Annotated in this window: 14 protein-coding genes; 6 read left to right on the forward strand and 8 right to left on the reverse strand. The window is 70.8% G+C overall.

Annotation, left to right across the window (positions count from 1 at the left end):
• The first annotated feature begins 379 nt into the window (after positions 1-379).
• The 4 genes from ABGB05_RS13775 (at position 380) to wecB (ending at position 5,028) form a co-directional block, all read left to right on the forward strand.
• Complete coding sequence (locus ABGB05_RS13775) at positions 380-1,420, forward strand: polysaccharide biosynthesis protein (RefSeq protein WP_347653659.1); 1,041 nt, start codon at positions 380-382, stop codon at positions 1,418-1,420.
• Positions 1,417-2,589: a capsular biosynthesis protein gene (locus ABGB05_RS13780; RefSeq protein ID WP_347653660.1), complete on the forward strand. Its 1,173-nt coding sequence runs from the start codon at positions 1,417-1,419 to the stop codon at positions 2,587-2,589. The genes ABGB05_RS13775 and ABGB05_RS13780 overlap by 4 nt, the downstream gene beginning before the upstream one ends.
• Positions 2,586-3,833, forward strand: a complete 1,248-nt coding sequence (locus ABGB05_RS13785) for a glycosyltransferase family 4 protein (protein ID WP_347653661.1) — start codon at positions 2,586-2,588, stop codon at positions 3,831-3,833. Before ABGB05_RS13780 ends, ABGB05_RS13785 begins: the two co-directional genes overlap by 4 nt.
• Before the next feature lie 70 nt (positions 3,834-3,903).
• The gene (gene wecB, locus ABGB05_RS13790) at positions 3,904-5,028 is read left to right on the forward strand and encodes a UDP-N-acetylglucosamine 2-epimerase (non-hydrolyzing) (protein ID WP_347653662.1); all 1,125 of its coding nucleotides are present in this window, start codon (positions 3,904-3,906) and stop codon (positions 5,026-5,028) included.
• 103 nt (positions 5,029-5,131) lie between these two features.
• Here the strand turns inward: wecB and ABGB05_RS13795 are convergent, their stop codons facing one another.
• From ABGB05_RS13795 to ABGB05_RS13805, 3 genes are all read right to left on the reverse strand, one after another.
• Positions 5,132-6,373, reverse strand: coding sequence for an acyltransferase (locus ABGB05_RS13795; RefSeq protein ID WP_347653663.1), 1,242 nt, complete (start codon positions 6,371-6,373; stop codon positions 5,132-5,134).
• 172 nt (positions 6,374-6,545) lie between these two features.
• A complete protein-coding gene (locus ABGB05_RS13800; RefSeq protein ID WP_347653664.1) occupies positions 6,546-8,195 on the reverse strand; it encodes an ATP-binding protein in 1,650 nt (549 codons plus the stop codon).
• The gene (locus tag ABGB05_RS13805; protein ID WP_347653665.1) at positions 8,192-8,971 is read right to left on the reverse strand and encodes a response regulator transcription factor; all 780 of its coding nucleotides are present in this window, start codon (positions 8,969-8,971) and stop codon (positions 8,192-8,194) included. Before ABGB05_RS13805 ends, ABGB05_RS13800 begins: the two co-directional genes overlap by 4 nt.
• Positions 8,972-9,129: 158 nt before the next feature.
• Here ABGB05_RS13805 and ABGB05_RS13810 point away from each other — a divergent pair, with 158 nt between their 5' ends.
• Positions 9,130-9,321 (forward strand): hypothetical protein, encoded by a 192-nt coding sequence (locus ABGB05_RS13810; protein ID WP_347653666.1) that lies wholly within the window; start codon positions 9,130-9,132, stop codon positions 9,319-9,321.
• Between the two features lie 149 nt (positions 9,322-9,470).
• Positions 9,471-10,502: a DUF389 domain-containing protein gene (locus tag ABGB05_RS13815; protein WP_347653667.1), complete on the forward strand. Its 1,032-nt coding sequence runs from the start codon at positions 9,471-9,473 to the stop codon at positions 10,500-10,502.
• A 97-nt stretch (positions 10,503-10,599) separates the two neighbouring features.
• On the opposite strand, the gene ABGB05_RS13820 is transcribed toward ABGB05_RS13815, so the two are convergent.
• The 5 genes from ABGB05_RS13820 to ABGB05_RS13840 form a co-directional block, all read right to left on the reverse strand.
• Positions 10,600-12,105 carry a hypothetical protein gene (locus ABGB05_RS13820; RefSeq protein WP_347653668.1) on the reverse strand — a complete coding sequence of 502 codons (1,506 nt, stop codon included), beginning with the start codon at positions 12,103-12,105 and terminating at the stop codon, positions 10,600-10,602.
• Between the two features lie 224 nt (positions 12,106-12,329).
• Positions 12,330-12,776: a DUF5980 family protein gene (locus tag ABGB05_RS13825; protein ID WP_347653669.1), complete on the reverse strand. Its 447-nt coding sequence runs from the start codon at positions 12,774-12,776 to the stop codon at positions 12,330-12,332.
• A 192-nt stretch (positions 12,777-12,968) separates the two neighbouring features.
• A complete protein-coding gene (gene rph, locus ABGB05_RS13830; protein ID WP_347653670.1) occupies positions 12,969-15,563 on the reverse strand; it encodes a rifamycin-inactivating phosphotransferase in 2,595 nt (864 codons plus the stop codon).
• Positions 15,564-15,994: 431 nt separating this feature from the next.
• Complete coding sequence (locus ABGB05_RS13835; protein WP_347653671.1) at positions 15,995-17,338, reverse strand: hypothetical protein; 1,344 nt, start codon at positions 17,336-17,338, stop codon at positions 15,995-15,997.
• Between the two features lie 205 nt (positions 17,339-17,543).
• On the reverse strand, positions 17,544-18,329 hold the full coding sequence (locus tag ABGB05_RS13840; protein ID WP_347653672.1) for a hypothetical protein: 786 nt from the start codon (positions 18,327-18,329) through the stop codon (positions 17,544-17,546).
• Positions 18,330-18,522 lie beyond the last annotated feature (193 nt).

Raw genomic sequence — 18,522 nt, forward strand, 5'->3', positions numbered from 1 at the left:
CCGGACGGGCTCCGCCTCGGGTACGTCCCCGGGGGAGCGGCGGACGGGCGGGCTCGCCGTACGCGGGGCAGCGTCCACGTGAGTGCCTCCAAGGCGTGACCGGTTCCTGACGTGGAGTGTTCTATCAGACCCCGTCGCGCTTTGGTGGATTTTTCAACTCTTCTAGCGGAACAGAGAGTTATGCCGCACATAGCAGGTCAAGGCGTGACCTGACGGGCCTGTTGTCGTTGACGCTGATGTCACACCAGACAGAACGCGGCCGACCTGTGCGAAGACACGGTCGGTCCGCGCCGGGATCGGGCGCGGTCGGTGGTTCCCGCCGTCTGTCCGTCGTCCACCGGTGAACCTGTCGTCCACCAGCCAACGAACAGGAGCGCCCGTGCCCATCCTGCCTGCCGGACGCCGGGTGCTGATCACCGGCGGTACCGGGTCCTTCGGACAGACCATGGTGCGTCGGCTGCTCGCCCGCAACGTCGGCGAGGTACGGGTACTCAGCCGCGACGAGGCCAAACAGGACCTGATGCGGCACCAGCTCGGCGACGACCGGGTCCGCTACCACGTCGGTGACGTCCGGGACTACGACAGCGTGCTGCGGGCCACCCGGGACGTCGACTTCGTCTTCCACGCCGCCGCGCTCAAGCAGGTGCCGTCCTGCGAGTTCTTCCCGCTGGAGGCGGTCCGGACCAACGTGCTGGGCAGCGCCAACGTCATCGAGGCCGCCGAGCGCAACGGGGTCGCCTCGGTCGTGGTGCTCAGCACCGACAAGGCGGTCCAGCCGGTCAACGCGATGGGGCTGACCAAGGCGCTGATGGAGAAGGTCGCCCAGGCGCACGCCCGACACAACCGGTCCGGCCGCACCGTCGTCTCCGGCGTCCGCTACGGCAACGTCCTCTACTCGCGCGGCTCGGTGATCCCGCTCTTCGTCGAACAGATCAAGGCCGGTCGCGCGCCGACCGTGACCAACCCGGGGATGACCCGGTTCCTGATGTCGCTGACCGAGTCGGTCGAACTGGTGGAGCACGCCTTCGCACACGCCCGACCCGGCGACATCTTCATCCGCAAGGCTGCCGCCTGCACCATCGGCGACCTGGCCCTGGCCCTCTGCCAGCTCTTCGACGTGCCCGGCAAACTCGACCTGATCGGCATACGGCACGGGGAGAAGCTCGACGAGACCCTGGCCAGCCGGGAGGAACTCGCCAAGGCGGACGACTTCGGTGACTTCTTCCGGGTTCCGATCGACGCGCGCGACCTGAACTACGCCAGCTACGTCACCGAGGGCGACCCGACGATCCCGCTCGGCGAGGACTTCAACTCCGCCAACGCGCCCCGGCTCGACGTACCGGAGATCATGGAGCTACTGCGGACGCTGCCGGAGATCCGGGCCGAGCTGGCCGCCCGAGAGCTGGCGCTGACGCCGTGAAGGTCGCGCTCACCGGGGCCGGGGGTTTCCTCGGCTGGCACGTCCGGGTGCTGGTCCGCGCGCTCGGCTGGCCCGAGCCGATCCGGCTGACCCGGGCCGACCTGGCCGACCCGGCGGCCGTCGCCGCCGCGCTCCACGGCAGCGACCGCCTGCTGCACCTGGCCGGCGTCAACCGGGGCGACCCGGCCGACGTGGCGGCCGGCAACGTCGAGGTCGCCGCCGCGCTCGCCCGGGGCCTGCGCCGATGCGCGGCACCACCGCCGACCGTCGGCTTCGCCAACTCGGTCCAGGCCGGCAACGGCACCCCGTACGGCGACTCCAAGGCGGCCGCCGCCGCCACCCTGGCCTCCGCCGTCACCGGGCGCTTCGAGGACGTCCTGCTCCCCAACCTGTACGGCGAGCACGGGCGGCCGTTCTACAACTCGGTGGTCGCCACCTTCTGCCGGCTGCTCGCCGACGGCCAACTGCCGGAGATCCACCAGGATCGCGACCTGGAACTGGTGCACGCCCTCGACGCCGCCGCCCGGCTGCTCGGCGTACCCGAGGGCGGTGCCTGGGATCCGACCATGCCCGCCCTGCGGATCGGGGTACGCGCCCTCGCCGAACGGCTCGGCGCCGCCGCGTCCGCGTACCGGTCCGGTGAACTGCCGCCACTGCTGGGCCGACACGACGTACGACTGTTCAACACCTACCGGTCGCACTGTTTTCCCGGGCACTACCCGGTGCCGTTGACCCGGCACGCCGACCACCGGGGGGAACTGGTCGAGACGGTCCGGTCGTACGGCGGTGGCGGGCAGACCTTCGTCTCCACCAGCCGGCCGGGAGTCACCCGGGGCGAACACTTCCACCTGGCGAAGGTCGAACGGTTCGTGGTGCTGCGGGGTCGGGCCGAGATCGCACTCCGGCGGGTCGGCGACGCCGAGGTGGTCCGGTTCACGGTCAGTGGCGACGAGCCGGTGCTGGTCGACATGCCGACGATGTGGGCGCACCGGATCACCAACATCGGCGACGGCGAACTGCTCACCCTCTTCTGGGCCAACGAACTCTTCGACCCGGCCCGACCGGACACCTACCCGGAGCGGGTCGGCGGCATCAGCACAGCGGAACCGGAGACGGCGAACCTGCCGGCCGGGTCGCGGCCCACCGCCTCGGCGGTGGTCGGCGGATGAGGATCGGGTTCGTCACCCAGTGGTACCCGCCGGAGCCCGCGTTCGTCTCCGGCGAACTCGCCCGGGAACTCGCCGCCCGGGGACACGAGGTACGGGTGCTGACCACCTTCCCGAACTATCCCGGCGGGCGGATCTATCCCGGCCACCGGCAGCGCTGGAACGACACCAGCGGCGACGGTGGACTGACCGTACGCCGGGTGCCGGTCTATCCGAGCCACGACTCGTCGGCGGTCGGCCGGGTCGCCAACTTCCTCTCCTTCGCCGCCACCAGCTCGCTCGCCTCGGTGCGCCACCTCGCCGACGTCGACGCGGTCTACGTCTACCACCCGCCCGCCACCGCGTTCGCCGCCGCGGCGCTGACCCGACTGCTCCGGCGTACCCCGATCGTGCTGCACGTCCAGGACATGTGGCCGGAGTCGGTGACCGCCTCGGACATGAGCCCGACCGGTCGGGTCGGTCGGGTCGTCGACCGTACCCTCGCCGCCACCATGCGCGGCCTCTACCGGGGCGCCGCCGCGATCGCCGTCATCGCCCCGTCGATGGCAGAACTGGTGGTGGCCCGGGGCGCCGACCCGGACCGGGTCCGGGTGGTGCTCAACTGGACCGACGAACGGCTGTTCCGGCCGGCGCCGGTGCTGGAGACCGCCCGGGCCGCCCTCGGACACCGGGGCCGCTGCACCGTGATGTTCGCCGGCAACATCGGGCCGTTCCAGCGGATCGAGACCGCCGTCCGGGCTGCCGCCGCCGTCGGCGACCGGATCGACCTGGTGCTGGTCGGCTCCGGTACGGAGGAGGAGCACGCCCGCCGGCTCGCCACCCAACTCGGCGCCGACAACGTCCGGTTCCTCGGTCGGCGGGCGCCCGAGCAGATGGCCGAACTCTACGCCGCCGCCGACTACCAGCTGGTCTGCCTGCGGGACCTGCCCGGCCTGCGCGGCACCGTGCCCTCCAAACTCCAGGCCGCGCTCGCCTGCGGCCGACCGGTCATCGTCTCGGCCGGCGGCGACGCGGCCCGGCTGGTGGAGTCGACCCGGGTCGGGCTGACCTGCCCACCGGAGGACCCGGCGGCGCTCGCCGCCCGGTTCGCCGAGGCGGCGGTCCTCTCCCCGGCGACCCGCGCCGAGCTCGGACGGCGGGCCCAGGAGGTCTACCAGGACCGGATGTCGCTGCGGGTCGGCGCCGACCAGATCGAGGACATGCTGACCAAGTCCGCCGTACCGACGCGCAGTGGAGGGAACTGGTGACCGAGCGGAGCGAGGTCAGTGGTGGGCGCGGGGTCGGTCATGACGGCACCGAGCGGAGCGAGGAGGCGGAATGACCCGGGTGATGACGGTGGTCGGCACCCGGCCGGAGATCATCCGGTTGTCCCGGGTGCTGGACCGGTTGGACCGTACGGTGGAACACCTGCTCGTACACACCGGACAGAACTGGGACCGGGCCCTCTCCGACGTCTTCTTCACCGAACTACGGCTCCGGGAACCCGACCGCTACCTGCGGGTCGACACCTCGTCGCTGGGCCGGGTGCTCGGCGGTGTCCTGACCGGCGTCGAACAGGCGATCACCGAGCTGCGCCCGGACGCACTGCTGGTGCTCGGCGACACCAACAGCTGCATCGCCGCGCTGATGGCCCGCCGGATGCGGGTGCCGGTCTACCACATGGAGGCGGGCAACCGGTGCTTCGACCTGAACGTGCCGGAGGAGACCAACCGGCGGTTGGTCGACCACGTCGCCGACTTCAACCTCGTCTACACCGAACACGCCCGGCGCAACCTGCTCGCCGAGGGCCTGCACCCGCGCCGGATCCTGCACACCGGCTCGCCGATGCGGGAGGTGCTGGACCACTACCGGCCGGACATCAACGCCTCGACGATCCTGCGGCAGCTCGAACTGGAGCCGGGCGGGTACTTCGTGGTCAGCGCCCACCGGGAGGAGAACGTCGACGACCCGGCCCGGCTCGGTCGGCTGCTCGACTGCCTGCGTACGGTCCGGGACGTCTGGCGGCTGCCGGTGCTGGTGTCGACGCATCCGCGTACCCGCAAACGGCTGGAGGCGTTCGCGGTCGACGCCGGCACCCTGGAGGGGATCGCCTTCCACGAGCCGTTCGGCCTCTTCGACTACGTACGTCTGCAGTCGCAGGCGCGATGCACCCTGTCGGACAGCGGGACGATCAGTGAGGAGGCCGCGATCCTCGGCTTCCCGGCGGTCACCCTGCGGGAGTCGATCGAGCGTCCGGAGGCGCTCGACGCCGGCGGCATCCTCATGACCGGGTTGGAGCCCGACGGCGTACGGGAGGCGGTCGCGGTCGCGGTCGAGCAGGTGGCGGTGGCCGGGGTGCCGTGTCCGGTGGACTACCAGGTGCCGGACACCTCACGTCGGGTCGTCGACTTCATCCTCTCCACCGTGCGGCGGCACCACGACTGGGCCGGCATCCGGCGCTGACGGCATCCCGGTACTTTGGGGCCCCGGCTTCGGGTGCGGCCCTCGGTCGGGGCTGCCCCGGCGGGCGGGATGATTGACGGTTCGCGGCCGGCTTCCGGACCGCTCAGTACCGCGTCGGGTGGCGCGGGTGCGGATCGTCGTGACGCTTGGGACCCGGTTCGGGGTGTGTCGCCGTGGCCACCGGGGAGCGGGTGGACCGGACCAGGGCGGGGCCGGCGGTCGATGTTCGGCGGTGGACGACACGGGTACGGCCACGTGTCGCGGCCCAGGCGCGGGTCAGCCCGGTCCGCAGCAGCGGCTGGAGGCGGGCCTCGACGGTCCGGCTGATCAGCCAGGAGAGCGCGCACATGCCGACGACGACGCCAACCAGCAGCACCCACCGGTTCACCCCGGGGGTGAAGAGGTTGAACAGGGCGTAGCCGACGGTGGCGTGGACGAGGTAGAGCGGGTACGTCATCTCACCGAACGGCAGCAGCGCCGGGCCGCTCCACCGGGCCAGCGCCCCGCTCGCGACCAGGGCCATCACCAGGAAGATCGCCGTGACCACCAGGACGACCACCACCGGGTCGAGCCCGGTCGCCTCGGTCCGGTTGCGCAGTTGTGCGAGCTGGACGGCCTGGTAGCTGGCGTTCAGGTGACAGAGCCCGAACAGTACGGCGAGTTCGCGGGTCCACCCGGACCGGTGAACGAGGTGGAGCACCATCCCGGCGATGAAGTAGTGGCTGTACAGCGGCTGTACGACGAGGGCGACGACCGCCTCCGCCGGAACCGGCAGCAGTTCGAGCAGGACCGTGGCGGTGAGCCACCCCCACAGGAGGAGCCGGGTACGCCGGACCGTCAGGCCGAACAGCGCGAAGACGAAGAGCAGGGCGTAGAACCGCCACTCCGACCACAGCGTCCAGTAGACGCCCTCGACGTACTCGACGTTGATCGTGGCCGGGAACATCGTCAGGTTCACCAGATACTGCGGCAGGGTGACGTCGTTGCGGCCCCGGGCCCCGAGTACGACGACGGTCAGCGCGGTGAGCGTGACCGCCACCCAGTAGGCCGGATAGAGCCGGGAGATCCGCGAGATGAGGAAGGCGCTGGGACGTCGTCCCCAGAGGCTCATGAAGACGACCAGGCCGCTGATCATGAAGAAGAGGTCGACGCCGAGGTAGCCGTACCGGGTCACCGCGCCGAGTTCGGGGGCGAAATCCACCTCGGACTCGTTGCTGGCGTGCGCGAACGAGTAGTGCAGCAGCACCACGGCGAGCGCGGCGACGAACCGCAGCAAATCGATCTCGTGCAGGCGCCGTCGTCCGGGCGTGGGCTCCGGGTACTTCCGGGGCGACTGCTCCACCATGCGACTTCCTCTGTCGTGCGTCGTGGTCGGCGGCGGCAGACCGGACCGGTGCGGTGGCCCGTCCCGGAAAGGGGTCGTGCCGGTGCCGGACGGGTCCGCCGATCATTAAACGCACAACCGGACGGCACGTAACGTATCGGGCGCCGGCGCGACCGGCGCTCGCCTCCCGGGCTCAGTGTCGACGGACGGCCGGCGCGACCGGCAGCGTGATGGTGAACGTCGTTCCGACGCCCAGTTCGCTGGCGACCCGGATCACCCCACCGTGGTCGGTGACGATCTGGCGGACGATGGCCAGACCGAGGCCGCTGCCTCCGGTCTTCCGCCCCCGGGCCGAGTCCGCACGCCAGAACCGGTCGAAGACGTGCGGAAGGGCCTCCGGCGCGATCCCCGAACCGGTGTCGGCGACCCGGAGCACCGCCGAGTCGCCGGAGTGTTCGGCGCCGAGGGTGATGGTCCCGCCCCGGCCGGTGGCCCGCAGCGCGTTCGTGACCAGGTTGCCCAGCACCTGCCGCATCCGGTCCGGGTCGACGTACACCGGCGGCAGCGGCCCGGCTGACACGGTCAGGGTGACCCCGGCCGCGTCGGCGCCGGCCCGGTGCGCGGTGCGGCAGGTCTCCAACAGTTCCGCCAGGTCCACGACGGTCCGGTGGTACGCCAGGCTGCCGGCCTCCGCCAGGGCCAGGTCCTGCAGGTCGTCGACGATCCGCTGCTGCAGGACCGCCTCCTCGTGCAGCGAGGCGAACAGCTCGGGATCCGGGTCGATCACCCCGTCGGAGAGCGCCTCGAGATAACCGCGCAGGTTTGCCAGTGGCGTACGCAGTTCGTGCGCGACGTCCGCGACCAACCGGCGTTGCCGCTCCTCGCCGCGTTGCAGCGAGTCGGCCATCCGGTTGAACGAGCGGGCCAGGGTGGCCAGTTCGTCGTTGCCGTCGACCGGCACCCGACTCGTCAGGTCGCCCCGGCCGAGCCGCTGGGAGGCGGCGGTCAGTGTACCGATCGGCCGGAGCACCCGGTGGCTGAGCAGTGCGGTCACGATGATCGTCACGGCGGCCACCCCGGCCGCGGCGGCGAGCAGCGGACCGATCACCAGCGACCGCCCGCCGACCCCGACGTACACCTGGGCCCGCTTCGGTGCCACCTCGTCGATCCGGTCCGCGAAGACCTGGGCCAGGCAGTCGTGGTCCGGCTCGGTGTCGACGGCGACCACACACTCGCCGACCCGGCGCCGGTCCTCCTCGAGCGCGGCTGCCGGCTCGCGGGGGTAGCCGCTGCAGGAGTCGACGATCGGACTGGAGCCGGCGGTGGCGGTATCGGCCTGAACACCGGGGACCCCGTACGAGGCGGGGGTCAGGACCACGTCGACGCCTCTACGGGTCAGGCAGGCGGCGAGCCGTACGTCCGCCCGGTAGGTCTGGATCCTCTTGAGCGTGATCGCCGCCGCGCCCTGGTCGACCCCGGTCAGGTCCAGGGACGGTCGGGGGTTGATCGGGGCGTTGACCGCACCGATCGCGCGTACCTGTCGGGTCGGGTTCGCCTCGTGGTCGGTGTCGACGATCACCTCGCCGTTCTCCGTGATCAGGTGGATCCGCTGCCCGGTCTGCCGGCCCAACCCCACCACCAGGTTGCTGACACCCTCCCAGGTGCCGTGGCGGAGTCCGTAGTCGGAGAGCTGGTAGGCGATCTCGTCGAGCTGGGCCGAGGCGGCACTGTCCGGCTCGTTGATCTGCTGGGTGGCACCGCGCAGGATCAGCCAGGCGGTGACGGCGGTCGCGCTGACCGCGACGAGCATCACCAGGCCGAGTACCCGGAACCGGAAACTCACGCCGGGGAGTCCGCCCGGGTGACCGTGGTGGCTGCCGGACGCGATCCGGTGTCGGCGGGCGGGTCACCGCCGTCGGCCTGCTGCCCGGTGGGCGGTTCGGCCAGCCGGTAACCGCGTCCGAAGACGGTCTGGACGTACCGGGGCTCGGCCGGATCCTCCTCGATCTTGCGGCGCAGGTTCATCACGTGCGCGTCGACCGTCCGCTCCAGCACGTAGTGGTCGAACCCGAAGGCCCGGTCGATGATCTGGGCCCGGGTGAACGCCCGGCCCGGCTCACCGGCCAGCACCTCCAGGATCCCGAACTCCTTGGCGGTGAGCGTGATCAGGCGTCCGCCGATCCGTACCTCGAACCGGCCCGGGTCGACCTCGAGGTCCCCGACCCGCAGCACCGCCTGGTTGCCGGCGCTCAGGACGCCCGACCGACGCAGCAGGGCCCGTACCCGGGCGGTCAGCTCCCGCGGACTGTACGGCTTGGTGAGGTAGTCGTCGGCGCCGATGTCGAGACCGAGGAGGACGTCGTCCTCGGTCGTCCGCGCGGTCAGCAGCAGGATCGGCAGGTTGGACTCGGTCCGGAGGATCCGGCAGACGTCGAGCCCGTCCATCACCGGCATCATCACGTCGAGGATCGCGAGGTCCGGCCGGCGGGTCCGGCACTGCTCCAGGGCTGTCCGGCCGTCGCCGACCACCAGCACACTGTGGCCCTCCCGCTCGAGATAGACCCGAACCAGGTTGGCCTGTTTCGGGTCGTCCTCGGCGACCAGTATCCGCGCGCTCATGTTTCCCCATTCTGCCTGCTTGCCGCTGGTGTCGATGAGAGCGGTCCGGCGGTGAAGAAGTGATGAAAATTGCATGGAGAAGCTGTCGGACAAAGACCACATCGGCCGGGGACGGAATCTTCACCGGTTCCGCACAATCGCTGGCTAATGTTGCCGCCATGGCACTCGAAGTGTTGCTCATGGCCGGGATGTCCGGCGGATCCGGTGACCAGGAGAGTCGGCGTCGGGCCGTACGTCGGCGGATCCGGGAGACCGTCGCGGTCCGGCGGGCCTGCGCGGAGGTGAGCGCCCAGGTTGAGCTGGCGACGGAGCCGGGTGCCGAGGTGGCCCCGGAGCCGAGCCTGCCCTGACTCCGCCCTGAGCCGACGGAGCTGGCGAGGGTCGTGGCCTGACGGCCCCGACGGAGCTGGCGAGGGTCGTGGCCTGACGGCCCCGACGGAGCTGGCTAGAGTCGTCGCCTGACGGCCCAGCCGGGCCGGCCCGGGCGAAGGGTGACGGCGTGCTGCACCTGCGGATCATCGTGCCGACCGACCGGTCGGCCGACGTACTCGACCTGCTCTCCCGCGAAGCGGCGGTGACACACGTCATCGTGCTGCCGGACGCCGCCCGGACGCCGCCCGGAGACGTCGTCCTCTGCGATGTCGCCCGGGAAGGGGCCGACGAGGTCCTCGACGCGCTCCAGGCGCTCGGCGTGCACCGGTCCGGCGCGGTCGTCGGCGACGGCGTCGACGTGACCCTCTCCGCCGCCGCCGACCGGGCCGTCGACGCGGCACCCGGGCTCGGCACCGACGCCGTCGTCTGGGAGGAGGTCGCCCAGAAGACCGGCGAGGAGACGCAGCTCTCCGCGACGTACCTGCTGCTGATCACCCTGGCGACCATCATCGCCGGCATCGCGGTGCTGCTCGACCAGCCGATTCTGATCATCGGGGCGATGGTGGTCGGCCCGGAGTTCGGCCCGCTCGCCGCGCTCAGTGTGGCGCTGCTGCGCTGGCGGCCGTCGGTGATCCGCCGGTCGCTGCTGGCGCTGGGGGTCGGTTTCCTGGTCGCGGTGGTGGTGACCGTGCTCGCCACCTGGGTGCTGACCGCCGCCGACCTCGTCAACGAATCGATGCTGCTCGCCGAACGCCCGATCACCGACTTCATCTGGCGCCCGGACGCCCTCTCCTGGGTGGTCGGGTTCCTTGCCGGGGTGGCCGGCATGCTCGCGGTCACCTCCAACAAGTCCGGCTCGCTGGTCGGCGTGCTGATCTCGGTCACCACCGTGCCGGCGGCGGCGAACGCCGCGGTGGCGCTCGCCTACGGCGTGTTCGAGGAGGCGGTCGGCTCGGCCGTCCAACTGCTGATCAACGTCTGCGCGATCGTGCTGGCCGGGGTGCTCACCCTGCTGGTCCAGCGGCTCTGGTGGCATCGGGTGACGGCACGTCGTCCCACCCTCCCGGCCCGCCGGATGCCGGCCGTGCTGTCCCCGAGGACCGCCCCCCGCCGGCCGGAGGCCTCGGAGGCGTCGGACCCGGCGGCCCCCCGTCCGTGATCCTTCGCCGCTCCGCGGCCCCGCTTTGCCGCCGACGACAGTCGTCACGCCGACGATCCGGGTTTGACCACCCCGTCCGCGCCGCCGGCGGCGCCGGTCACCGGAGCGTGGTGACGGCGCGGCGCCGGCGCTGCCAGTACGCGACAGTGACCACCCCCAGCAGCGGCCCCCACAACAGCAGCGGGGCGTAGCTGGTGATGAGCGCGGCGAAGTGCCAGTCGTACGTCGTCAGAAGGTGTCCTGCGGGAAGTTTCTCGCCCTGGACGGTACGCCCGGCAGCCACCGCCAGGATGCTGCCGGTCCACAGGACCGTCAGCGTGGCGGCGCCGAGGGCGGCGGGGACGACGGCGGCCAGTGCCGGCACTCTCCGTCCCCGTAAACCGGGGATCCAGCGGGGGAACACCTCCCCCCACCGGGCGATCAGCCCGATCGCGGTGAACGCCAGCAGTTCGGAGAAGAGCGACAGGACGACCACGTACACCTCCATGGGCAGCCACGACGGAACGTCGCCCTGGCCGGCGTTCGCTTGACCGCCATCGAGAGGTACGTCGAAGATGATCACCGCGACCCGCCAGACGGCGGAGGGCAGCACCGTGAACGGGATGACGTAGGCGGCGATTCGCGCCCAGCGGGGGACGCCGGCTACCGGAGCGTGGGCAGCTGACCAGGCGGCGCGCAACCGCCCGGGTGGGGCTGGCACGGTCGGGGCCGCACCCGGCGGGATGCGTCGTCCCTCACTTGAAGCGTTCCGGGATGAGGTCCGGTCGGGTGGGTCGGCGGGGGAGAGGCCGTCGGGGACCACAGCCAGCAGCCGGGGAACCGGGCGACCGCGTAGTCCCGGCACCCAACGCGGGAACTGCTGCCCCCACTGCTGCACCAGGCCGAGGACGAGCAGTCCGGCAAGCGGCGGAACGACGGTGATCGCCACGCCGGTCGGCGTCGAGAGGCCCCGGTGGATGCCGTCCAGTTCGCGGTCGGAGATGCCGAACGGAACGCCGAGCGCCCAGAGCCCGTGTGGTACGGCCCAGCCGGCGATCGGCAACGACACGGCGACGTACGCCCAGCGGCGGGTCCACCGCGGCACCGGCCGGTAGCCGGCAGTCAGCGGTCCGCGCTGTGGGCCGCTCCCGTTGGCGAGTCCGCAGAAAAGGACACCGCCGGCCACCAGCGCCAGCCGGGCGCCGAGGTCACGCCAGTCCGAGGGACGTCCGGCGAGTGCTGCCGGGAGTTCGAAGAGCAGATGCAGCGGGAAGGCGACGAGCAGGAGCAGACCCGCGGCCGCCCAGCCACCGGCGGCCGTCCAGCGACCGGGAAACCGCACTGCGCACACGGTCACCATCGCGAGGAGCGCGGCGGCGCCCAGGGCTCCCCAACCCGACCAGAACGGCAGCACGTCCACCTGGTCCGCGCCGCAACCACCCGCAGGATCGCCCAGGTCGGTCCGGTCGCACGCGGTGTACCCCCACCGACCGCCCACGATCCAGTGCAGACGCAGGGTCGCCTCACCGGCGACGAACAGCAGGCAGGCCACCGCCCACCACCCGGCCCGCCGGTCTCGGGTGGCCCCCGCCGATGGCTGATACCGCGCAGGGCGTTCCGGCATGTCGACTCCCCGTGGTGGCGGCCGTGCTGTCACCCTATTTCTCGGCGGAGTCCGCTGTGGACGTGCTGAGCCGCACTCAGCCGACGCTCAGCCGTCGGGGCCCTGGTACGGATTGTCGGCACCGACCACACGGTGTGGTTCGCGGCAAAGCTGGTGCGGAGGCCGTCGCGGGCACGACGACATCCGCACCAGCTCTCGGCGCACGGCCGGTGTACCGCCGGAACTCAGCGGCAGCCCCAGCTCTCCTGCACCGTGATCGTGACCGGCACACGCTGCGTCGACACCCCGTCGGATGCCGTCAGTACCGGCTGGTACACCCCGAACGGCAGCGGGGGCAGGGTCATCGCGATCAGGTTGATCGCGGTGTGACCGTCGCTCGATCCGGGTGGGATCGGTGCGTGCGGCAGGCTCGTGGTGGTGCCGGCCGGCAGGTTCCGTGCCCCGACCTCGAGCGGCCTCGACCACGTTCCGTCGACGGTGATCCAGAAGTACGTCCACCAGGACTGGTCGGCCGGGATGCAGATCCGCTGTCCAATGTTTGTCAGCTGCCAGCTGGGCACCGGCGGGCGGTGACCCGCCGCCGTGGCCGGCTGGCTGCCGACCAGCACGAGCGTCAGTGCGGTGATCAACCCGAGCGCCAGTCGGGCGACGCCGAAGGGCGAGCGTGTCATCAAGGCCTCCCCAAGCTCGTCAGCCGGGCGGCCGACACCCGACTCCGCCGTCATCCGAGTCGCCGCACCGAAAACCACAGCTTGCCGGTGCTGTTTCAGAGAGATATCAGAAGTCGACATTCCGGCCGGTGGGCCCGATCGGAAGCGCCACTCCGGCCGGACGTCGCGCACGGTGCTGCGCCGGGTGGTCGGTCAGGACAGGATCTCGACGTACCCGTCGGCTCCGTGCACCCGGATCCGCTGCCCGTCCCGGATCAGCCGGGTGGCATCCACCACGCCGACGACGGCCGGCAGCCCGTACTCCCGGGCGATCACCGCGCCGTGGGTCATCAGGCCTCCCACCTCCGTCACCAGGGCCGTGACCGCGACGAACAGGGGTGACCAGCTCGGATCGGTGTGCGCGGTGACCAGGATGTCGCCCGCCTCGACATCGGCCGCCGCCAGGTCGAGAATGACCCGGGCCCTCCCCTCGACCGTCCCGGCGGAGACCGGCAGCCCGACCAGGGCTCCGGCCGGCACGTCGTCCCGCCGGTACGCCCCGACGAACGCCTCGCCGTCCGACGTGAGCACCCGGGGTGGGGTGAGCGCGTGGTACGACCGGAACGCCTCCTCACGTCGCCGGATGAGCTGGTCGTCCACCTGGTGCGTGCGTACTGCGGCGTGCAGTTCCTCGAACGTGAGATAGAAGATGTCTTCCGGGTCGGTGAGCACGCCGGCCCGTACGAGGCGCCCGGCCTCCGCCAGCAGGGCCTGCTTGTAGACGAGGTAGCGGCTGACGATGCCGTACTTCGGGTACTCCCGGTAGCCGACGAAGGTCCGGACCCGGTCGATCATCCGTTTGGTCTCGTCGGCCTTCCGCGTGCCGTCCGGCAGCACCCGTAGGCGGGCGAGCACCTCCTGTTCCTTCTCGTGTGCCTTCTGCCGCCCCTGTGCGAAGCGCCGCGCGGCGGCACCCGGTGCGAAGTTCCGGACGTTGTCGAGGATCAGCGGCACGAGTGTGCTGGGGCGTTCGCTCCAGCGTGGCCTCGTGATGTCTATCTCGCCGACGCAGCGCATGCCGTACCGGTCCAGGTAGCCCTCGATGGCGTCTCGTGCCTCGGTCCCACCGGCGAGTTTCGGCAGCTCGTCCAGGAAGCCCTCGTCCTCGACGCCCTGCAGGAACGTCACCACCTCGGGGTGGGGGCGGATCACGTCGGCGACGTCGAGCAGCGCCAGGCCCATCTCCGAGGTGATGTTGTCGGGGACGGAGAGCGTGAGCGTGTCGGCCGCGTTCTTCTCGCCGAGCCACTCCCGCAGGTTGTCGTTGAGCCACCAGGTGGCCTCCATCCCTGCCATGATCACCCGCATGCTCAGCGGATCACCGAGGATCCGTTTGTGCTCGGCGAATGCCTCCAGCAGGAAGTCGAACAGCGCCGGTCCGGTCAACGCCGCGATGTCTCGGCGCAGTGCGGCGATGGACGCCTGGCTGCGCGCGATCAGGTCGGTGACGAGGGCCGGATCCGTGTCGATCGGCGCCGGCGGGCCGCCGGCCGGCGGGCCGCCGGGACCTGCGTTCGGAAGCGACGGGACGAAATCGCGGTCGAGCACGGTCTCCAGCGCGTCCCTGACCAACGGATCGGATCTTCCCGCGAGGTCCAGGAGGCTGGCGCGGCTCGTGGGCGAGGCCAGGGCCCGGGTGGCGTCGACGAACAGCCTCCCGCCGGCCTCGTGCATCGGTGCCATCGCCGTCAGCTGCCACACGGAGATCCCCAGGGGCTTCATCGGGTCGGTCATCATCTGCTGGTGGCCGACCGAGACGTACACGTGGTTCTCCTGGTCACCGGTTGCGGGAATGGGGAACAGCGTGGTGATCGGCCGGCTCTGCACGATCTGGAAGTCGTCGTCGACCAGGCACCATTCGATGTCCTGCGGCCGGCCGAAGTGCGCCTCGATCCGCCGGCCGAGCCGCACGAGCCGGACGACCTGGACATCCGTCAGCGTCGGCTGCTCCTGCCGCCCCGGGTCGATCGCCACCTCCCGCGTACCGCCGTCCGGTCGGGGCTGCACGGCACGCTGTTTGGCGGCGATCGTCCTGCCGACGATCTCGCCGTGGCGCACCGTGTAGACGTCCGGACTCACCAGGCCGGAGACCAGGGCCTCGCCGAGGCCGAAGCTGGCCTCCACGGTGGCCACCTTCCGGTTGCCCGTGACGGGGTCGGCGGTGAACAGGACGCCGGCCACCTGCGGGAGGACCATCCGCTGTACGACCACGGCCATCCACACCGTACGGTGGTCGATGCGGTTCCGCTGGCGGTAGGTCACCGCCCGCTCGGTGAACAGCGACGCCCAGCAGCGGCTGACGTGGTGGAGGATCGCCGCCGTCCCCACCACGTTGAGGTACGTGTCCTGCTGCCCGGCGAAGGAGGCCGTCGGCAGGTCCTCGGCCGTCGCGCTGGATCGGACGGCGTAGGCGGCCCGCTCGCCGGACCGGGTGAGCGCGCCGGTGATCGCCGCAGCCAGCTCGTCGGGGAGGGTGATCTCCTCTATGGTCCGGCGGATCTCTGCACTGAGCGTGCCGATCGCCTTCCGGTCGTCCGGGTCCAGGCGCGACAACCGGTCGAGCTGGGCGTCGACGGACGGTGCCTCCGCCATGATCCGCCGGAAGGCGTCCGTCGTGACGCAGAAGCCGGCCGGCACCTGGACGCCGTCGACATCTGACAGCCCGCCCAGGTGTGCGCCCTTGCCGCCGACAAGCGCGATCTGCGTCTCGTCGACCTGCCGGATATCCACCACATACTGCTCGCTCATAACGACACCATTTCCGTCGGTAGCCGTGCTCCCGCGCTGGGCGGTTCCCGTTTCCGCAGGTCGCGGCCTCGGCCGACGATTCTGCGCCACGACCCGGGCCTTGCCGCAAGCCCCCCGGTGCGATATATGTTGGTAGTGGCAGGGAGAGTGTTCTTCCTGCCTTTGTCTTTGTTGGCAAGCCCCGCCCTTGTTGGCAGGCCCCTTCAACGTTCTGCGGCGGCGATCAGCACTCTGCGGCGGCAACTCGTCCCTGTGCCGGCGACGCCCCGACGGTCCGGCCGACCCGGCCCGGGCACAGGTCGAGATCCGGGTGTCGCCAACTCGACTGGCAGAGCATTTCGACCCGGTAGCGCGTCCGTTCGGGCGCGCCGGAGTCACGCGGGCAGAGGCGAGTTGCCGAGGGCCGCCATCGCGTGCGGCGCTTCCGGCCGTCAATGCCGTTTCGGTGGCCGTAGCACGAGCCTGTCTGCGGACCGGACGAGGCGGTCGTCGTCGACGGCGAACGAGGCGCCGTCGAGCCGTTCTTCGGGTAGCCCCTGGTTGCGGTCGCGTCGAAGGTACACGGAGAGCGGCGGGGAGACGACGGGGTCGGCGTCGGTGTGGAAACGGACGCGGACCGTGTAGGTGCCGGATCGCCTGGCCGTGATGACGACGTGGAAACGATCTGGTTCGCCGGGAGGGATGGTGCGCGAGATCGGGTAGCCACGGCGGGTTTCCGTTTCCGGATCGAGCACGGCGACCACCGCTTCGCTCGGCGTCAGTGGAGCAAACATGACCTGGTGGGGGTCGTACCTGAAGCGGTCCACGACGATCCAGAGTTCGCCCTCGGCGGGACGGTCCAGGGGCGTCAGGGCCACCGCCTCCCGGCGTACCCGAGCCTCGGTTGCGGTGCGGTAGGCGACATCGAGCGTGAGGCGTACCGGTAGTTGCCTCGTTTCGATCTGTGACATGAACCTGATGTGCCACCTCTGCCGGGCATCATCGGGTCCGCGAGATAGATCGGAAAAGTACTCCTGAACGTGCCACCTCTCGTGATGGGAGAGCAGCATCCCGAAGTCGTCCAGGTCCGTGACCGCCGGCTGACGTGCTTCCATGGCCGTCACCACCCGCTCGCGCAGGGAACCACGCCTGGTGGTGAGTTCGTCGAACTCTTCCTGATCGATCCGGTCGAGCGGAACGGTCAGGACTTCACGGCGTTCGCCGGAGTCGATGTCCGCGACGGCGGCAAGGCCTTCCGACGGAAGGAGGCGCGCCAGGACGGGGTCGGTGATCCTGACCTCACAGTCCCGCGCCGCTCCCCAGCCGACGTTGCTGACGGTGACCCCGAGCCCACGAGGTCCGCTGCGTTCGTGGGAGAAGGCCAGGACGGGTGTGGAGTCGGGCTCGAACGAGATCACCTCGACATCGAAGTGGTGTAGGACGGACGAGACCGTGCCGCGGTTGACGAACTTGAAGTCGAGTGCCGCGCAGTGCGTCCACACGCCGGCAACCTGCAGGTGATCGTCGACCGACGAGTCGACCAGCACGGTGTCGGACCGTCGGGGCGGCGGAGCCGGACTGGCGTGCGCCGCGACCCGATCTGTCGGGTACGGCGAGCCGGGTTCCCGGTCGCCCTGGGCGCGGCGGCCATGGATGACGTCAAGGCCGATGGACAGCGCGCAGACGGCGGCCAGCAGTGGCCAGAGCAGCCACGGGCTCGACAACCATCCGGTCATGCTGTTGCTTGCCACATTGATGGTGATGCCCGCGGCGGTGCTTACCAGGACCACCGTCACTGACCGGACGGGCAACCGTCTCATGTGAGGTCCGACGTCCTTTCTCGCTTCCCGGCAGGAGACCGGCGACCCGGTTCGCGCTGACTGCCGGCGCACGTCCGGGCGGGGCAGCAGCGTCGACTCCACCGCTCGTCCGGGTCTCGCACCGCCCATACTCGCCCATCAATTCAAGAAGATCCCGGCGTGGAGCGGAAGGAGCGCGCGTTCAACGGCTGTCGACGGTGCCTGCGTGGGCGGACCCGTAGGGTGTGTGACGCCGTACTCGGCTGTGCTGAACCCACAGGTTCTCCTCGACGTATACGCCGCGATCCCGTTCCCGGTCGATGAGCACGAGGTTGAGCGCACCGGGGACCACGTATTCCCGGGTGACGGGAAAGACCATGTCCGTCCAGCTCTCCCATTCGGCGACGGTTCCCTCGATCGCCATCGATCTCGGAGCTGGACCGAGGACCCGGGCTCCCATCCGCTGGTGGGTGCGGATCCACGGATCGATCGAGAGCCCGTCCGGGCGGGTCCATCCGGCGTACTCGGCCATCGGCACCGTCGGGTAGCGGTGCTTCCACGTCGGTCGGAGCGGTGCGACCAGCTGCCTGAGCCCGTCGTGGCGCGCCCGTCGTGCCAACTCCTCAAGCACGACCCCGGCCAAGCCCCGCCGGTCGTGTGCGGCGTTCACGGCGACGGCCATGAAACTCAGGCTCGTGGGCTCGACGCCGGTTTCCCGGCCGTCCACCGCACGGATCAACGCGTCGTCATAGCCGGATGGCAGGTCGTCGACGTTGCCGTCCCAGGCCATCGGCACTCCCCAACCGCCGGCGACGACCGTGCCCTCCTCGAGCACCATGATGTCGTACCGCGCGAAGTACTCCTCGGCCCGGCCCAGGTACCTCTTCGGCACGTCGTTGTGGAAAACGAACTCCGGCCAGCGTTCCTGGAACACGACGGCCGCCATCTCGTGCAGCTCGGGCCGATCGGCGCGAGTAACGATCTCCACGGCGGCAAGATATCGGCGGTGATCTGTGGACGCAACGGAATAGTCCGGCCTACACCCTGTGCCCGACCCCGCAGGACAAGGACGTATGCGACAGCGAGGCCCCGCCGGACCCGGGGTCCGGCGGGGCCGTCACACGTGGTGTCGAACGCTCGGAGCGTCCACGTCATGCCGTGTGTCACGGCCGACGTGCGAA

It is taken from the genome of Plantactinospora sp. B5E13 (assembly GCF_039871775.1).
Classification (GTDB): Bacteria; Actinomycetota; Actinomycetes; order Mycobacteriales; family Micromonosporaceae; genus Plantactinospora.

What these genes read in the sequence shown, in the direction of transcription:
- ABGB05_RS13785 (WP_347653661.1), top strand. Translation starts at nt 2,586, where the DNA reads ATGAGGATCGGGTTCGTCACCCAGTGGTACCCGCCGGAGCCCGCGTTC.
- wecB (WP_347653662.1), top strand. Translation starts at nt 3,904, where the DNA reads ATGACCCGGGTGATGACGGTGGTCGGCACCCGGCCGGAGATCATCCGG.
- ABGB05_RS13795 (WP_347653663.1), bottom strand. Translation starts at nt 6,373, where the DNA reads ATGGTGGAGCAGTCGCCCCGGAAGTACCCGGAGCCCACGCCCGGACGA.
- ABGB05_RS13805 (WP_347653665.1), bottom strand. Translation starts at nt 8,971, where the DNA reads ATGAGCGCGCGGATACTGGTCGCCGAGGACGACCCGAAACAGGCCAAC.
- ABGB05_RS13810 (WP_347653666.1), top strand. Translation starts at nt 9,130, where the DNA reads ATGGCACTCGAAGTGTTGCTCATGGCCGGGATGTCCGGCGGATCCGGT.
- ABGB05_RS13820 (WP_347653668.1), bottom strand. Translation starts at nt 12,105, where the DNA reads ATGCCGGAACGCCCTGCGCGGTATCAGCCATCGGCGGGGGCCACCCGA.
- ABGB05_RS13825 (WP_347653669.1), bottom strand. Translation starts at nt 12,776, where the DNA reads ATGACACGCTCGCCCTTCGGCGTCGCCCGACTGGCGCTCGGGTTGATC.
- rph (WP_347653670.1), bottom strand. Translation starts at nt 15,563, where the DNA reads ATGAGCGAGCAGTATGTGGTGGATATCCGGCAGGTCGACGAGACGCAG.